Source organism: Thalassobius sp. Cn5-15 (genome assembly GCF_022347685.1).
GTDB lineage: Bacteria > Pseudomonadota > Alphaproteobacteria > Rhodobacterales > Rhodobacteraceae > Thalassobius.
This window is the reverse complement of record NZ_JAKRGF010000001.1, coordinates 1,012,645-1,027,081: the sequence shown is the minus strand read 5'-3', so window position 1 is coordinate 1,027,081 and position 14,437 is coordinate 1,012,645. Positions and strand designations below refer to the sequence as shown.

Below are 14,437 nucleotides of genomic sequence, written 5' to 3'. Positions count from 1 at the left end.
GACGGTAAGGGGATGCGATTAACGACAGGAGTTTTACGGGATGATGGAACGGCGGCAGCTTTTGGCAGGCATGGGTGGCATGGCGGCGATAATGGCGGGTGGGTTCACAGGGCAGGTGGCGGCTGCACGTCGTTGGTATGTGCCGTCCGAAGAGCAGCCGCATGAGATGACGCTGATGCAATTTCCTGTGGCCCTTTCTGTTTACGGCGATCGCGTGTTTCTGCAAGACACCCAGCGCACCATTGCAGATATCGCGAATACGATTGCCGAATTTGAACCCGTGGTGATGCTGGCCGCAAAGGAAGATCATACGCGGGCGCGTGCCCTTTTGTCGGATAAGGTCACGCTTTGGGATATTCCGACGGAGGATCTGTGGTGCCGTGACAGCGGGCCGATTGTCGCGCTGGATGGAACTGGCGCGCGGGCGATCAGCCATATTCAGTTCAACGGTTGGGGCGGCAAGCAAGTGCATCGCCGTGACGCTCAGGTGGCGGCGCGTGTTGCTGAACGGTTAGGCTTGCCGCTGATGTCCAGCGGTCTGGTGGGCGAAGCGGGGGGCGTGGAACAGGACGGGCATGGCCTTCTGGTCGCGCATGAAAGCTCTTGGGTGATCGACAATCGCAACCCCGGTTTGTCGCGTGCGGAGGTGGAGGAACGGCTGCTCACCGCCTATGGCGCGGATCGGATGATCTGGGCGCCGGGGCTTAAGGGGCGGGACATTACCGATTATCATATCGACAGCCTGATGCGGTTCACGGGGCCGAATCGTGGGCTGATCAATCTACCTGCGGATCCTGCGCCCTATGGGGCCTTCTACACTGCGGCGTTGGAGACCTACGATATTCTACTGGCCGCTGGGGTAGAGATGGAGGTGATTGCCGAACCTGTGCAGCGACGGGTTCGTGATGTGGAGTTTGTGGCCTCTTACGCCAACTACTATGTCTGCAACGGCGCGGTGATCGCGGCAGAGTTTGGGGATAGAGAGACAGACGCCGGGGCGGTCGCCGCCCTGCAACGTCATTATCCGGGGCGCGAGGTGGTGACGCTGAACGTGGATACGCTGGGGCTGCTGGGTGGCGGGATCCACTGCGCCACCCATGAGGTGCCGGTGGGGTGACTTACACTTGGGCTAACTTACTCAGAGGCGTATCTTGCGCGGTATGCGGGGCTGAGCATTTTTCGAGAATGCACCTTGCAACGAAGCGTGCGGAGCAGCTCAGCGCCTTTATCCGTTGCAAGGTAGGCGTATTTTGCCTGCTCGCGTTGGCTGCGGCCTAGTTTCAGATCTTGCGCCGTGCCGCGCCAAATGAAGTAGCCACATTCATAGACGCCTTTGTCATAGCTGGCGGCGTAGTCAATGGCATACATACCCCCATCATATTTGATCGTGCGTAGGACCTGGAATTCATCCAATCCACCCATACGTGCCTTCATTGATTGCTGGAGTTTGATGTATTCTGGCAGTGGTAGTTTTGCGCGCGTCTGGTCCCGCATCATTGCCCAAGCCAAATCATACAATGCGTTCTGCCTAAGCTTCAGATACTTTTGGGTTTGCGCTAATAGCGCGGCGCGCAATGGCCCATTCTGCAGTGTTTCTTGTGATGCGGCCATGTTTGCGCAACTACAGATCGACCCTGCGACAACGGCGGTTTTTATCGTGGTGAGCAGTCGGCTTTTAATCGTCATTATAAACACCTTGAGTGTGGGTTTCTCATGGCGGGCAAAAGCGAGCTGCGGAACAGTGAGGATGGTTCGATAGCATATCTATGCGCTGTATCAACCCAATGGTGTGGGCCACTATGGCTGCAGCGCAGTGAAATGAAGTCGATTTAACCAAAAACGGCGCCCCGTAGGACGCCGCTTTTGAATTCTATTGCCGGTGATCTTACAGTTCGCAGCTGCTAACCAGATCCTCGTATTTCGAGGTGATCCAGCCCAGCGAGGCCGAGGGATCACGCTCTTCGATCTTGCCGGTCATCGAGGAGAAGACCTTGGCCGAACGGCTGTTGTCCACCATCGCGACCTCTTGGCCCACAGCGATTGTTTCATAAACAAAGAAGGTGATCGCCACCAGCAGCACACCGCGCACCACTCCGAAGAGGAAGCCAAGGCCCTGATCCAACCCGCCGAGGACAGATTTCTGGATCATCGACGAAAACAGCGGCGAGAAAACAGAGGCCAGCACCAAAACCAGCGCAGCTACGACAAAAGCCGCGCCCAGCATGGACAATTCGCAACTGTCGGCGATGAACTCACCCAGGACGGGGATCTCTTTCACCAACGGCTGCACGGTAGGCGCAAACATGAAGGCCAGTACAGCGGCGAGGATCCAGCCAGCAATTGCCAGACCTTCGCGCACCACGCCGCGTGAATAGGCCAGAAGAGCCGACAGAATGATGACCAGCGCCACAACGCCGTCGATGATGGTAAAGCCGTCCATTGTGCGTTCCCGATCCCTGTTCCTTTGTGCGCTCAACCTGCGCCGAAAATATCACCTACAAAAGCGGTCAGATCTGCGTAAGATCGCAGACTCAGACCATCGCCTCCGGTGACTTTCCCCCCCGAAGGCACGATGGCTGAGGTGAAACCAAGTTTTTGCGCTTCTTTCAACCTGTTTTCGCCCTGACCGACGGGACGTAGGGCGCCAGACAGCGAGATTTCACCGAAAACCACGGTATCTGCAGGCAAGGCCGCGTCTTCGCGTGCGGAGAGCAGCGCTGCTGCGACCGCCAGATCGGCGGCGGGTTCGCGCACTTTCAGGCCGCCAGCGACGTTGAGGTAAACATCGAGGCCCGCAAAGGGAATCCCGCAGCGCGCCTCTAGTACCGCAAGGATCATCGCCAGACGTGAGGCATCCCAGCCCACAACGGATCGCCGCGCCTGTGCGTGGGGGGAGGGGGCGATGAGGGCCTGAAATTCGACCAATACAGGTCGCGTACCTTCGATGCCGGAAAAGACGACCGATCCGGGCGACGGCTCGCCCCGTTCAGACAGGAACAGGGCAGATGGGTTGATGACCTCTGACAGCCCGCCGCCGGTCATTTCAAACACACCGATTTCATCGGCGGGGCCAAAGCGGTTTTTCACCGCGCGCAGGATGCGGAACTGATGGCCGCGTTCGCCTTCAAAATAAAGCACCGTGTCGACCATATGCTCCACCACGCGGGGGCCGGCGATCTGGCCTTCTTTGGTGACGTGCCCGACCATGATAATGGAAATGCCTTTACGTTTGGCAAAGTTGGTCAGCTCATGCGCCGCCGCCCGCACCTGAGAGACGGAGCCGGGTGCACTGTCGACATTATCAGCCCACATGGTCTGGATTGAATCGATAATGGCCAGCTGCGGCATCTCTGCCTCTAGCGTGGTGAGGATGTTGCGCAGGTTTGTTTCTGCCGCCAGCTTCACCGGGGCATCCGACAGATCAAGGCGTTGGGCGCGCATGCGCACCTGTGCTGATGCCTCTTCGCCGCTGACATAGATGGTTTTCAGGCCCGCTTGGGCAAACCGTGCGGCGGCCTGCAACAGAAGCGTTGATTTACCAATACCAGGATCGCCGCCCACCAGAATGGCGCTGGCAGGGACCAGCCCGCCGCCAAGGACGCGGTCCAGCTCCTCCAGCCCGCTTTGCGTGCGGGGCGGCGGGGCTTCTTCAGTTGACAGATCGGTCAGCTCAAGTGCGGATCCGCGCTTGCCGCCCAGTGATTTGGATGCGGGACCGGCCGATAGAGGCGTGTCCTCGACAATAGAGTTCCATTCGCCGCAGCCGTCACAACGACCGGACCATTTGGTGAAAGTGCTGCCACAGGCGGTGCAGCTGAAGGTTTTGCTTTGCTTGGCCATAGCGCCTTGATGCAACAGCGGGCGACGGGGGTCAAATGAGGATTTCAGCGCTGCTTGCGACAGCGCGACTGCCAGCTTTCAGTGAGCGACAGGACGAGAGACAGGAGGATGCAGCCAGCAAAGAGGTAGAGACCCCAAGCCACCTCTACCGTGGCCAGTCCGACGCCTTTCACCACCACCACATAGAGCGCGATGAGGAAGATATCGGCCATCGCCAGTTTGCCCAATACGGCGAGTGCGGGCAGGCTGCGACGGTCCAGCAGACCAAACTGCACCAATGTCAGCCCCAGCGTTTTCACATAGGGCGCAAACAGCGCAAAGAAGGTGACAAGAAGGGCGAGGAAAACATCGCTGTCCCAAAGGCTTTGCAGACCAGAGATGACGCTGATTTCACTGAGGCCAAAGAGTGGCAACAGACCCGCGCGCAACAAAGGGGCAAACCATGCGACCGGGAACAGGACCAGCAAACAAAGGTTTAGCGTGCGCAGCATCAGATCAGAACGGCCCAACCGGTCAGGGCAATCATCGCGACAATCAAGGCCATGACCAGAAGGTCCACAACACTCCATCCGTGATCACGGCCAGTGCGGAACCAGTCCAGCAGCATCCAGCCATAAAACACCAGCGCAGCAAAATCGCGGAAGGCGCGCAGCACCGGGTCACTGACCCATACCGGCGGCATCAGCCACGACAGGAACAGTAAAACTGCCGCCACCAGACAGGACCAAGAGGCGCGGGGCGGGGTCGATTCACGAAGGCGCAGCAGCGCTGACAGGGCAACAAAGATCGGCAGCACCATCACCAGCATGGTGATCACCGACAACAGCATAGGCGAGATATCAGGCGCCAGATTTGTAATCAGCGGTGTCTTTTCCATCTCTGCCCCCTTTGCACTGATTATTGTCGGTTATCGTACCGCTTCAATTGGACCTTCGGCGCGACCGTGGATGAACTGATCCAGATAGGGATCGCCAGAGGCATCCATTTCTGCCACCGGACCGGTCCATTTGATTACGCCGTCATGCAGCATTGCAACGTTATCCGCAATTGCCCGCACCGAGGTCATATCGTGGGTGATGGTCATCGCTGTGGCGCCCATTTCGACGACAATTTCGCGGATCAGATCGTTGATGACGCCGGACATGATCGGGTCAAGGCCGGTGGTTGGTTCGTCGAAAAAGATGATCTCTGGCTCTGCGGCGATGGCGCGGGCCAGTCCCACACGTTTCTGCATGCCGCCGGACAGCTCGGACGGGTATTGATCCGCCACATCTGGTTTCAGGCCGACACGGCGCAGTTTCTCAATCGCGATTTCGCGGGCCTCGGCCTTGGGGCGTTTCAGTCTGCCGCGCAACAGACGGAAGGCCACGTTTTGCCATACGCTGAGGCTGTCAAAGAGGGCGGCACCCTGAAACAACATGCCAAAGCGCGCAAGGAAGGCGTCGCGGTCGCCGGTGCCAACGTCCTGACCATCCAGCGTGATCTGCCCGCTGTCCGGCGTGATAAGCCCCAGTACGGACTTCAACAACACCGACTTACCGGTGCCCGACCCGCCGATAATCACCATTGAGGTGCCTTTGGGGATCATGAGGTTGGCACCGCGCAGAACCTGCTTGGAGCCAAAGGATTTGTGAACGTCGCGTAGCTCGATCATGATGTGAAAAACAGCTCCGTCAGAATGTAGTTCGCAGCAAAGATCAGGACCGAGGCCGCAACAACCGCGGATTTGGTCGCTGCGCCAACGCCTTGCGCTCCGCGGCCAGAGTTCATGCCGTAAAAACAGCCAACAGTGGCCACGATGAAGCCAAACACCGCACCTTTGACGAGGCCGGACATCACATCGCCGAACTCGAGGAAGTCGTACGTCACTTTTAGATACGTCGCAGCGTTGAAATCAAGGCGGGTCACCCCCACCAGATAGCCGCCCATGATGCCGATCACATCACCGACGCCCACCAGACAGGGCACTGCAAGTGTGGCTGCCAGAACGCGGGGCAGGGTCAGGTATTTCATCGGATTGGTCGACAGGGTGACCAGCGCATCAATCTGTTCGGTCACTTTCATCGTGGCAATCTCGGCCGCGATAGAACTGGCAACGCGCGCCGCCACCATCAGGCCCCCCAGAACGGGGCCGAGTTCACGGACCATGCCGATGGCAACAATGGAAGGCACCACTGCCTCTGCCGAAAATCGGGCGCTGCCTGCGTAGATTTGCAGGGCCAGTGCGCCGCCGGTAAAGAGGGTGGTCATGCCGACGACTGGCAGACTCAACCAGCCGATTTGCACCAAGGCGTGCAGAAACTCGCGTGTGTAAAACGGTGGGCGCACCAGATGCGTCACCGTTTCCAGCGCAAAAAGTGTTAGCCGGCCCACAACCGCCAACATCGACATAACCTGCGCCCCAAGGACCGCCAAACCACGTATCACAATCATCCGCCGACATAGCGGCGCTGGTAGCGCCGTCCCAGAGAGGTAAGAATTTCATAACCGATGGTGCCAGCGATATCCGCCAGATCATCCACCGTTTGCTGCGCGTTGAGGATCTGCAACGCTTCGGGCTCTTGGGCCAGATCCGTGATGTCCACTGTGATCAGGTCCATCGACACACGGCCCACCACCGGACAGGCCACGCCATCCGCGTAAACGTTGAGTGATGCGCCATTTAGCCCGTTGCCGATCACACGGTGTAGGCCATCCGCATAGCCTGCCGCTACAGTGGCGATACGGCTGGGGCGGCCCGCCACCCAGTTGTTGCCATAGCCAACGCTTTCGCCCACGGACACGTCGCGCACCTGGATCACTGGCAGGGATACGGTGACGACGGGCTGGGCTTCTGCAAACGGCAAGCCGCCGTAAAGACCAATGCCCGGCCGCACGAGGTCAAAGTGGTAGTCAGACCCCAGAAGGATCCCGCCGGTGGCTGACAGGGCACGGGGCACGGTGACCCCTGCAGTCATCTCTTTGAAGCAGGCGAGCTGTCGGGCATTCATCGGATGATCCGGCTCATCCGCGCAGGCCAGATGCGACATCACCAGCCGCAGATCGCCGCCCTCGGCACGCTTGCGGGTTTCGGCCCATTCCGCAGGTTCCATGCCCAGACGGTTCATGCCGCTGTCCAGCTGCACGCCATAGCCACGGTGGGGCAGGGCGGTGAGGTGACGATCCAGTTGCGCGGTGGAGTTCAGCATCGGGATCAGATCCAGATCGCGGATCAGGTCCGTATCCCCCGCGCCATGGCCGGAGAAGACACAGATTTCGGCCCCGTCACAGATCGCGTCACGAATTGGCACGGCCTCCTCGGCGGCGGCGACAAAAAACCGGCGCACACCTGCCTGACACAGGGCCTTGGCCACGGCGCCAGAACCGAGGCCGTAGCCATCAGCCTTGATCACCGCAGTGGTTTCCACGGAGGCGGCGGATTTTGCATCAAGCGCCTGCCAGTTGGCGATTAGCGCGTCAAAGTCGATGGTGAGGGTCGAAACAGTCATGTGCCTGTTTTGCCTGCCCCTTGTTGCGGGTCAAGATGAAAGCGCATCGCAGAGATCAAAACGCTGCGCGTTGTGGCGTGGCTGTACGCTTTGAGTATTTGGAGGTCATTGAAAGGGGGCGTTGGCGCCCCCCCCCGCAGGATCGTGGGATTAATGATAGCCCTGATCGTCCTGTTGCCATTTTTTGACGAGGTTGCCAAAGCGGGTGAACTGCGCCTCAAACGACAGCTCAACGGTGCCGATGGGACCATGACGCTGTTTGCCGACGATGACCTCGGCCTTGGCGTGCAGGCGCTCCATGGCGTCGCGCCATTCCTGCATTTTCTCCAGCTCTTCCTCGCCGGGTTTTTCCCGTTCCTTGTAGTATTCCTCACGGAACACGAACATCACAACATCCGCATCCTGTTCGATCGACCCGGATTCACGCAGGTCTGACAGCTGCGGGCGTTTATCGTCGCGGCTTTCCACGTTCCGCGACAGCTGCGAGAGCGCGATCACTGGAATGTTCAGCTCTTTGGCGATCGCTTTCATGCCCATGGAAATTTCGGCGATTTCGTTCACACGGTTGTCGGACATACCACGGCAAAGTTGCAGATAGTCGATCACGAGGAGGTCGAGCCCATGTGTCCGTTTCAGACGACGCGCCCGGGCGGCCAACTGGCTGATCGGGATCGCGGGTGTGTCGTCGATGAACAGCGGGCAGGCCTCAAGCTCTTTTGCGGCCTGCACAAAACGGCGGAACTCTTCCTCCGTCATGTCGCCTTGACGAATTTTGTGCGACGAGATTTCCGAGGCCTCAGCCAGAACACGGCCGGCAAGCTGCTCGGCGCTCATCTCCAGTGAGAAGAAGCCGACAACCCCGCCCTCAATCGCGCCTTCGGTGCCGTCCTGTTTCAGGCCTCGTTTATAGGCCTTGGCCACGTTGAACGCGATGTTGGTGGCAAGCGAAGTTTTCCCCATCGACGGACGACCGGCAAGGATCAGCAGGTCCGACGGGTGCAAGCCACCTAGCTGTTTATCGAGGTCCATGAGCCCAGTGGAGATACCGGCCATGCCGCCACCGCGCTGGTAGGCTTCGTTTGTGACATTCACCGCCTCGGTCACAGCCTTCAGAAAGGATTTGAAACCGGATTCCGTCTGGCCCTGTTCAGACAGCTGATACAGCTTCTGCTCTGCCTCAACGATCTGTTCTTTTGGTTCAGACGCCACATCCACACGGCGCGCCTTTTCCGATATGTCACCGCCCAAACGGATCAATTCACGTCGGATCGCCAGATCATAGATCATCTGTGCATAATCACGCACCGCAAAGGCCGAGATCGACGCGCCAGCCAGACGCACCAGATAGGCGGGGCCGCCGAGGGCCTTCAGCCCCTCATCCTCCTCCAGAAACGCCTTCAGTGTCACCGGCGTGGCCAGCTGGTTCTTGGCGATACGTGCGGCGGCGACCTCATAGATGCGCTGGTGCACGGGTTCGTAGAAATGATGCGCGGTGATGATCGACGCGATCTTGTCGTAGACGTCGTTGTTGGTCAGCACCGCGCCCAGAAGCTGCTGCTCAGCCTCGATGGAATGCGGCATAGGATCGCTGGCATCACTTGCCTCTGGCTGCATCTCAGCCGGTGCAGTTTGGTTGATCGGTGCGATTTCGTTCATGGAATGATGTCCCCCGCTAGAGCGAGGTTCTACGCTATGGGACCAAGGGGCGGCAAATTGTATATTTCTGTGGGCCAGCCTGTGAATTTACTGGGGATAACCCGAATTTATACCGTATTTTGTCGCGTGTCCGTTGTATCTGTCAATATCTGGGTCTGGGCGGTGCCCAGAGGTGACAAAGGCACGCCTTATGATCCTGTTCGGATCTGCGTGCCTTTGCTCATTTAAATGGCGAAAGAGGTTAGTCTTTCTTGTTCGCTTCCTGCCAGGCGCGGGGATCGTTGAGGAAGGCTTCAACCTCGGTCAAGGTCTCCTCATCAAAGGCCTGCTGCGCTTTGGCTTCGGCCAGAACATCCCACCATGTGCACAGATAGTGCAGTTCCACGCCGTGATCGCCCAGGCGTTTCGTGGTTTCTGGGAAGATGTCGTAGTAGAAGATCACTGCGGTGTGGCCACAGTCCGCCCCTGTGTCGCGGATCGCATCGACGAAGGACAGTTTTGAGCCGCCGTCGGTGGTCATATCTTCGACCAGCAGAACGCGTTGGCCTTCGGTCATCACACCTTCGATACGGGCGTTGCGGCCGTAGCCTTTGGGCTTTTTGCGTACATAGGTCATCGGCAGTGCCATACGTTCAGCAACCAGCGCGCCAAACGGAATACCAGCGGTTTCACCACCTGCGACGTTGTCAAACGCCTCAAACCCTGCATTGCGCATAACGGTCACGGTGAGGAAGTCCATCAGCGTGGTGCGGATACGCGGGAAAGAGATCAGCTTGCGGCAATCCACATAGCTGGGCGAGGGCAGGCCAGAGGCCAGCGTATAGGGCTCACGCGCGTTGAAGTTCACCGCGCCGATCTCCAGCAGCATACGGGCAGAGAGGCGGGCGATTTCTTCTTTCGACGGGTAGGCGGTGGGGATCATTGGGCAGAACCTTTTTGATGCGATCAGCAGCTTGGGGGCTGATAGCCGATCTAGTGCAGCGATGTCGAGAGGGTTGCGGTGAATGGGCGGCGGGGTAGGGTGACGCGGATAGCTTAAGGTTGTGTTTGAGGGATTGGGATGCAGAGAGTTTGGCCGTTCATTTGGGTCGGGTTGGTTGTTGCGGCGTGGCTGGCGTCGTCTTGGTTGGTGCAGTGGAGTGTTGGGGTTGACGGAGAGGTCGGCACGTTTGGCGACTCCTTTGGTGCGCTGACGTCACTGTTTACTGGACTGGCCTTCGTCGGGTTGATCATCACCCTACGGCAGCAGAAAGCGCAGATTGCCATGCAGCGGGAAGACCTAAAACTGCAACGCGGGGAAATGAAAGCAGCGCGGGCGGAATTGTCAGGGCAGAAAGAGCAGATGGAACTGCAAAACCAAAGTTTGAAGCAACAGATGTTTGAGCAGACGTTTTTTAATCTGTTGAATGTTTTCAATCATTACATTGCGGATTTGGTGGAAAAGCATCCAGGTGAGGGCAGTGAACCTCAGCGAGGGCGGGATGAATTAGAGCGGCTCTTGCATAATATCACGCTTTTCGCTTCTAGTGTTGAAACGGGAAAGACGCAGCCGAATGTCCTCGGTGGTCGAGTTCCTGTTTGGAGAGAAGCGACAACAGAAGAAAAGTTCGTGTCGCTAACGAGCAGGGTTTCTTCTGGCATGCTGAGATATTCTAATGACCTCAACAGCTACTTCCGACTTCTCTACAATATCCTGAAACTTGTCGATCATTCTGGTGTTGAGCAGAAAAAGACCTATACCAACATCTTACGCGCCCAGCTTTCGGATAGTGAGTTGCAGCTTATCGCGCTGAATTGTGCTCGTGCTGAGGCGGCCAAACTACAGGTCTTTGTCGATCGCTATGACATCCTCAAACACTTGCCGCCTAAGCTGAACGGCTTTGATATTCAAGCAGTCTGCGAAGAACTTCGCCGGCAAGAAATTGAAGAAAAAACTACCGAATAGACCCCGCCCAACAGGCACTGTTGGGCCGCGCCGAACCGACCCCACGGGGCGGCGCGTTCGCACCACCCCTCGGTTCGGCGCTAGGTCGTGATCTTGCTATGAAGTCGTGTTGGCAGCACCTACCCAGGCAGGCACAGCCCTTTCGTTCAAATGACGGCTTACGCCACTTTCCAGTGCACCGGAAAACCGGGGTCGAACACGGTGACGGGGCCGTCTTCGCTGGTGATATGGCTGGGGAACGCGGTTGCGGCCTCGTTCTTTACCAGTGTCAGCGACCCTGCGTTCACCGGTAGGCGGTAGAAGTTGGGGCCGTTTTCGCTGGCGAATTTGGCAAGGTTGTCCAGTTTACCCTCTTCTTCAAATACATGTGCCAGAAGCGGCATGGTGTTCGTCGCGGTGAAACAGCCGGCGCAGCCGCAGGCTTGCAGCTTGTTCTCATCCGTGTGCGGCGCGGAGTCGGTGCCGAGGAAGAAACGCGCATCGCCAGAGGTGGCGGCGGCGCGCAGGGCCAGACGGTGCTCTTCGCGTTTGGCGACGGGCAGGCAGTAGTAGTGCGGCTTGATGCCACCGGCCAGAATGTGGTTGCGGTTGATGATCAGGTGGTGCGTGGTGATTGTAGCGCCCAGATCACTGTCCTGACTGCGCACATAATCGGCCGCATTGGCGGTGGTGATATGTTCCATCACCACCCGCAGGCCCGGAGTGCTGCGGCGGATCGGATCCAGCACGCGGTCGATAAACACGGCCTCACGATCAAAGATGTCGATGTGATTGTCCGTCACCTCGCCATGGGTGCAAAGGGGCAGGCCAATTTCGGCCATCGTCTCCAGCACGGGGCGGACTTTGTCGAAGTTGGTCACACCGGAGGCAGAGTTGGTGGTGGCGCCTGCGGGATACAGCTTCACCGCTTTGACCAGACCGCTGGCATGGGCGGCGGCGACGTCTGTGGGATCTGTATCCTCGGTCAGGTAGAGGGTCATCAAGGGTTCAAACGCCATGCCCTCGGGCAGGGCGGCCAGAATGCGGTCGCGGTAGGCGCCAGCCTGCGCACCGGTCACGACGGGCGGAACCAGATTGGGCATGATGATCGCACGGCCAAAATCGCGGGCGGTTTCGGGCAGGACGGCCGCCAGCATCGCGCCATCGCGCAGATGCAGGTGCCAGTCATCGGGGCGGGGAATGGTGATGGAGGTGCTCATGCCCCCGCGATTACACAATGATGGGAAGCTATGCTAGGGTCTTGGCTTTATTCGCCGTCTTTTGCAGGCTCTTGGCTGGCGGCAGCGACGGCTGCCGGATCAGCGGTGACGCCGGGAATGCGGATCTTGCCTTCGCGGGCGGCGACTTTCAGCGCATCAAGACGACGCTGGATGCGCGGTGCCTTCATGCGCCCGATGACGTTTTGGCAGATCATTGCTGCCAGCCACGGACGTTCGGCGGTGTCCATGCGAGCAATCAGGCCGCGCAGATAACGTGGATAGTCGCGACGTGCACGCAACAGGCTGGCGAAGACCTGTTCGTTAAACCGGCCTTCGCCGATGGCTTCGATGATCGGGAACAGGATTTCCATCGACATCAGATCAGATTGCAGCACGCTGCCCATATTGGGCATGCGCAGCTTGGTCACGTTGCGCCGCGTGAAGAGGGCGGCATGCATGGCATCGTACTCTTCATAAGGATCATAGATGATATAACCCTGTTGGGCCGCGTCCATCATATCCGGTGCATAGCCAAAGCGATCAGTGAAGGAGGTGCGGCGCATTTCGGTGAAACGCGGATCCCATTCGGTTACCCGCGGATCCAATGTGGCCTGCGGTTGCACGGCTACCACCTGTGCGCCGGGGGCGGCAACGGAATAAGCAGCAGCGGCGTAGCCACAGGGACCTGCACCGTAGAAGATAACCCGATCAAATTCTTCAAAGAAGCCGTCGTCAATCAGTCGATCGAAAAAGCCGTAAATCTCGGGCGCGCGGAACCACGTGTCGCCATCGCTGACCACCGACAGATGTGACCAGCCAAGCGCGCGTGCAAAATCCCAGCCCATCGGCTGCGCCTCTTCAGACAGGGATTGGATACCTGCCAGCGTCTCAAAGGTGACCAGCAGGATCGGCTTTTCATCGACAAACCCGGCCACATGGCGGTTGCCCAGCGGCTGAAAGAAACCGGTTTCAGCGGTGACTTCGCTGTAGCGCTGCAGCCATTCGGCCTTTTTCAAACCATTCAGCGGGGTGTCCAGCGGGTTCGGGGCGTCCAACATTACTCAATTCCTCAAAAAACCGGGCCCTTTTTTGACCTGTCAGATGCATCCGCTGCACAGGTCGGGCTTTGGGTGTTGAGGTGAGATTGCCCTCAGTATGCGGCAAAATTGCGGAAAAATGGCGGGTTTCACGGGGCTTTTGCCCCTGAATAGGGCAGTAATGTGGCGGCTTAGTCGTCCTTGATGCGACCTGTTTTGTTGGCTTCCTGCTGCGCTTTGCGGGCCTTGTTGGCGTGCTGGATCAGGAAATGTGCGGCCTGTCGGCTGACCGGCTGACTGGGCGGGGTCATGATCAGACGTGCAAACAGTGCGCGATAAGGTTCCTCCAGCATCAAGGCGGCAAAACGTTCATGGCGCCATGCGACAGCACGTGTATGCAGGGCAGCAAGATCGCGATCTGATTGCAGCGCGCTCAGCCCCGCCTGCATCTGCGGCGCCAGCGCGGTGACACTGCGGTCTTCATCGGTGTTAAAGTTCCGCTCCACCCAATAGTCCATGCCCAGACGATCTCCCTCATGGACCGCGCGGCCACGGTCGGATTTCAGCACATAGCTTTCCATCGCGCCCAAGGGATAGTGATTGAGCTGAGCCAGCGCGTAGTTGGAGCGCCCGTAGGGCGAAAAGATCTGGCTGCGGGCGAATTTCTCGGGCAATTCGCGCCCCTCACCGTCAAACCAGCGTTGGTTTTTCAGCCGCGCGGGATCGGGTTGACGGGGGCGATGCACGCCCAATTTGGCGTAAGAGCCATCATTGCGGTAAAGCGTTTTGAACATTGCTGCGCGCCAGGGCCAATACATCACCACAGGGGCCGCGCGGAAAAACGTCTGCGTGACTGGCGCGTCGACAAACCGCGCCTGACCCGCGTTGCCGAACAATCGCCAGGTCAGCGGGATCGCGGTGGCATCGGGCAAGGCAGAAAACAGCGCCGACAGGGTGTGATCGCCCACATGGATGTTCACAAACTCATCAATGTCCAGCGTCATCACCCAATCAGCCGTCTGCATCAGGGGGTGTTTTTCGGCCAGCTTATAGGCAGTGAACTGAATGCCGCCTTTGCCATAGGGGCCATCATTGCGCACATGGGTTAGCTGCCCCATGTCCTGCAACCTGTCCAGAATCAGATCAGTGCCGTCCTGACAATCGTTGGAGAACACCAGAAAATCAGTAAACCCGACTGCACGGTGATGCGCCAGCCATTCCAGCAAGAAGGCACCCTCATTGCGTACCGTCAGAACCGCCAGCGCCCGCATC

General features: G+C 58.5%; 15 protein-coding genes. 2 read left to right on the top strand and 13 right to left on the bottom strand.

The window, feature by feature from the left end:
* Positions 1–43 precede the first annotated feature (43 nt).
* On the top strand, positions 44–1,117 hold the full coding sequence (locus tag MHM86_RS04890; RefSeq protein WP_239196913.1) for an agmatine/peptidylarginine deiminase: 1,074 nt from the start codon (positions 44–46) through the stop codon (positions 1,115–1,117).
* 17 nt (positions 1,118–1,134) lie between these two features.
* On the opposite strand, the gene MHM86_RS04885 is transcribed toward MHM86_RS04890, so the two are convergent.
* The 10 genes from MHM86_RS04885 to MHM86_RS04840 all read right to left on the bottom strand — a co-directional run bounded on the left by MHM86_RS04885 (position 1,135) and on the right by MHM86_RS04840 (position 9,906).
* Positions 1,135–1,686, bottom strand: a complete 552-nt coding sequence (locus MHM86_RS04885) for a hypothetical protein (RefSeq protein WP_239196460.1) — start codon at positions 1,684–1,686, stop codon at positions 1,135–1,137.
* Positions 1,687–1,885: 199 nt separating this feature from the next.
* Positions 1,886–2,440 (bottom strand): CvpA family protein, encoded by a 555-nt coding sequence (locus tag MHM86_RS04880; protein ID WP_239196458.1) that lies wholly within the window; start codon positions 2,438–2,440, stop codon positions 1,886–1,888.
* 32 nt (positions 2,441–2,472) lie between these two features.
* The gene (gene radA / locus MHM86_RS04875) at positions 2,473–3,840 is read right to left on the bottom strand and encodes a DNA repair protein RadA (protein WP_239196456.1); all 1,368 of its coding nucleotides are present in this window, start codon (positions 3,838–3,840) and stop codon (positions 2,473–2,475) included.
* A gap of 44 nt (positions 3,841–3,884) precedes the next feature.
* Positions 3,885–4,331 (bottom strand): paraquat-inducible protein A, encoded by a 447-nt coding sequence (locus MHM86_RS04870; protein WP_239196454.1) that lies wholly within the window; start codon positions 4,329–4,331, stop codon positions 3,885–3,887.
* A complete protein-coding gene (locus MHM86_RS04865; RefSeq protein WP_239196452.1) occupies positions 4,331–4,717 on the bottom strand; it encodes a hypothetical protein in 387 nt (128 codons plus the stop codon). The genes MHM86_RS04870 and MHM86_RS04865 overlap by 1 nt, the downstream gene beginning before the upstream one ends.
* 30 nt (positions 4,718–4,747) lie before the next feature.
* Positions 4,748–5,494 carry an ABC transporter ATP-binding protein gene (locus tag MHM86_RS04860; protein WP_239196450.1) on the bottom strand — a complete coding sequence of 249 codons (747 nt, stop codon included), beginning with the start codon at positions 5,492–5,494 and terminating at the stop codon, positions 4,748–4,750.
* Entirely contained in the window at positions 5,491–6,273 is a 783-nt protein-coding gene (locus MHM86_RS04855; RefSeq protein WP_239196448.1) for an ABC transporter permease, read from the bottom strand. The genes MHM86_RS04860 and MHM86_RS04855 overlap by 4 nt, the downstream gene beginning before the upstream one ends.
* On the bottom strand, positions 6,270–7,328 hold the full coding sequence (gene alr, locus MHM86_RS04850) for an alanine racemase (protein ID WP_239196446.1): 1,059 nt from the start codon (positions 7,326–7,328) through the stop codon (positions 6,270–6,272). The genes MHM86_RS04855 and alr overlap by 4 nt, the downstream gene beginning before the upstream one ends.
* Before the next feature lie 150 nt (positions 7,329–7,478).
* Entirely contained in the window at positions 7,479–8,984 is a 1,506-nt protein-coding gene (locus tag MHM86_RS04845; protein WP_239196444.1) for a replicative DNA helicase, read from the bottom strand.
* Positions 8,985–9,225: 241 nt separating this feature from the next.
* Positions 9,226–9,906, bottom strand: coding sequence for an orotate phosphoribosyltransferase (locus MHM86_RS04840; RefSeq protein WP_239196442.1), 681 nt, complete (start codon positions 9,904–9,906; stop codon positions 9,226–9,228).
* A gap of 138 nt (positions 9,907–10,044) precedes the next feature.
* On the opposite strand from MHM86_RS04840, the gene MHM86_RS04835 reads away from it, so the two are divergent.
* Positions 10,045–10,929, top strand: coding sequence for a putative phage abortive infection protein (locus MHM86_RS04835; protein ID WP_239196440.1), 885 nt, complete (start codon positions 10,045–10,047; stop codon positions 10,927–10,929).
* 158 nt (positions 10,930–11,087) lie between these two features.
* Here MHM86_RS04835 and pyrC read toward each other — a convergent pair whose 3' ends face one another.
* The 3 genes from pyrC to MHM86_RS04820 form a co-directional block, all read right to left on the bottom strand.
* Positions 11,088–12,128, bottom strand: coding sequence for a dihydroorotase (gene pyrC / locus MHM86_RS04830; RefSeq protein WP_239196438.1), 1,041 nt, complete (start codon positions 12,126–12,128; stop codon positions 11,088–11,090).
* 47 nt (positions 12,129–12,175) lie between these two features.
* Entirely contained in the window at positions 12,176–13,186 is a 1,011-nt protein-coding gene (locus tag MHM86_RS04825) for a phosphoadenosine phosphosulfate reductase (RefSeq protein WP_239196436.1), read from the bottom strand.
* Positions 13,187–13,356: 170 nt separating this feature from the next.
* The gene (locus tag MHM86_RS04820; protein ID WP_239196434.1) at positions 13,357–14,436 is read right to left on the bottom strand and encodes a glycosyltransferase family 2 protein; all 1,080 of its coding nucleotides are present in this window, start codon (positions 14,434–14,436) and stop codon (positions 13,357–13,359) included.
* Position 14,437 lies beyond the last annotated feature (1 nt).

Coding starts and splice junctions, on each gene's coding strand:
- MHM86_RS04840 (WP_239196442.1), bottom strand. CDS start 9,906: ATGATCCCCACCGCCTACCCGTCGAAAGAAGAAATCGCCCGCCTCTCT.
- radA (WP_239196456.1), bottom strand. CDS start 3,840: ATGGCCAAGCAAAGCAAAACCTTCAGCTGCACCGCCTGTGGCAGCACT.
- MHM86_RS04835 (WP_239196440.1), top strand. CDS start 10,045: ATGCAGAGAGTTTGGCCGTTCATTTGGGTCGGGTTGGTTGTTGCGGCG.
- pyrC (WP_239196438.1), bottom strand. CDS start 12,128: ATGAGCACCTCCATCACCATTCCCCGCCCCGATGACTGGCACCTGCAT.
- MHM86_RS04885 (WP_239196460.1), bottom strand. CDS start 1,686: ATGACGATTAAAAGCCGACTGCTCACCACGATAAAAACCGCCGTTGTC.
- MHM86_RS04825 (WP_239196436.1), bottom strand. CDS start 13,186: ATGTTGGACGCCCCGAACCCGCTGGACACCCCGCTGAATGGTTTGAAA.
- MHM86_RS04820 (WP_239196434.1), bottom strand. CDS start 14,436: ATGCGGGCGCTGGCGGTTCTGACGGTACGCAATGAGGGTGCCTTCTTG.
- MHM86_RS04870 (WP_239196454.1), bottom strand. CDS start 4,331: ATGCTGCGCACGCTAAACCTTTGTTTGCTGGTCCTGTTCCCGGTCGCA.
- MHM86_RS04880 (WP_239196458.1), bottom strand. CDS start 2,440: ATGGACGGCTTTACCATCATCGACGGCGTTGTGGCGCTGGTCATCATT.
- MHM86_RS04855 (WP_239196448.1), bottom strand. CDS start 6,273: ATGATTGTGATACGTGGTTTGGCGGTCCTTGGGGCGCAGGTTATGTCG.
- MHM86_RS04860 (WP_239196450.1), bottom strand. CDS start 5,494: ATGATCGAGCTACGCGACGTTCACAAATCCTTTGGCTCCAAGCAGGTT.
- MHM86_RS04865 (WP_239196452.1), bottom strand. CDS start 4,717: ATGGAAAAGACACCGCTGATTACAAATCTGGCGCCTGATATCTCGCCT.
- MHM86_RS04845 (WP_239196444.1), bottom strand. CDS start 8,984: ATGAACGAAATCGCACCGATCAACCAAACTGCACCGGCTGAGATGCAG.
- MHM86_RS04890 (WP_239196913.1), top strand. CDS start 44: ATGGAACGGCGGCAGCTTTTGGCAGGCATGGGTGGCATGGCGGCGATA.
- alr (WP_239196446.1), bottom strand. CDS start 7,328: ATGACTGTTTCGACCCTCACCATCGACTTTGACGCGCTAATCGCCAAC.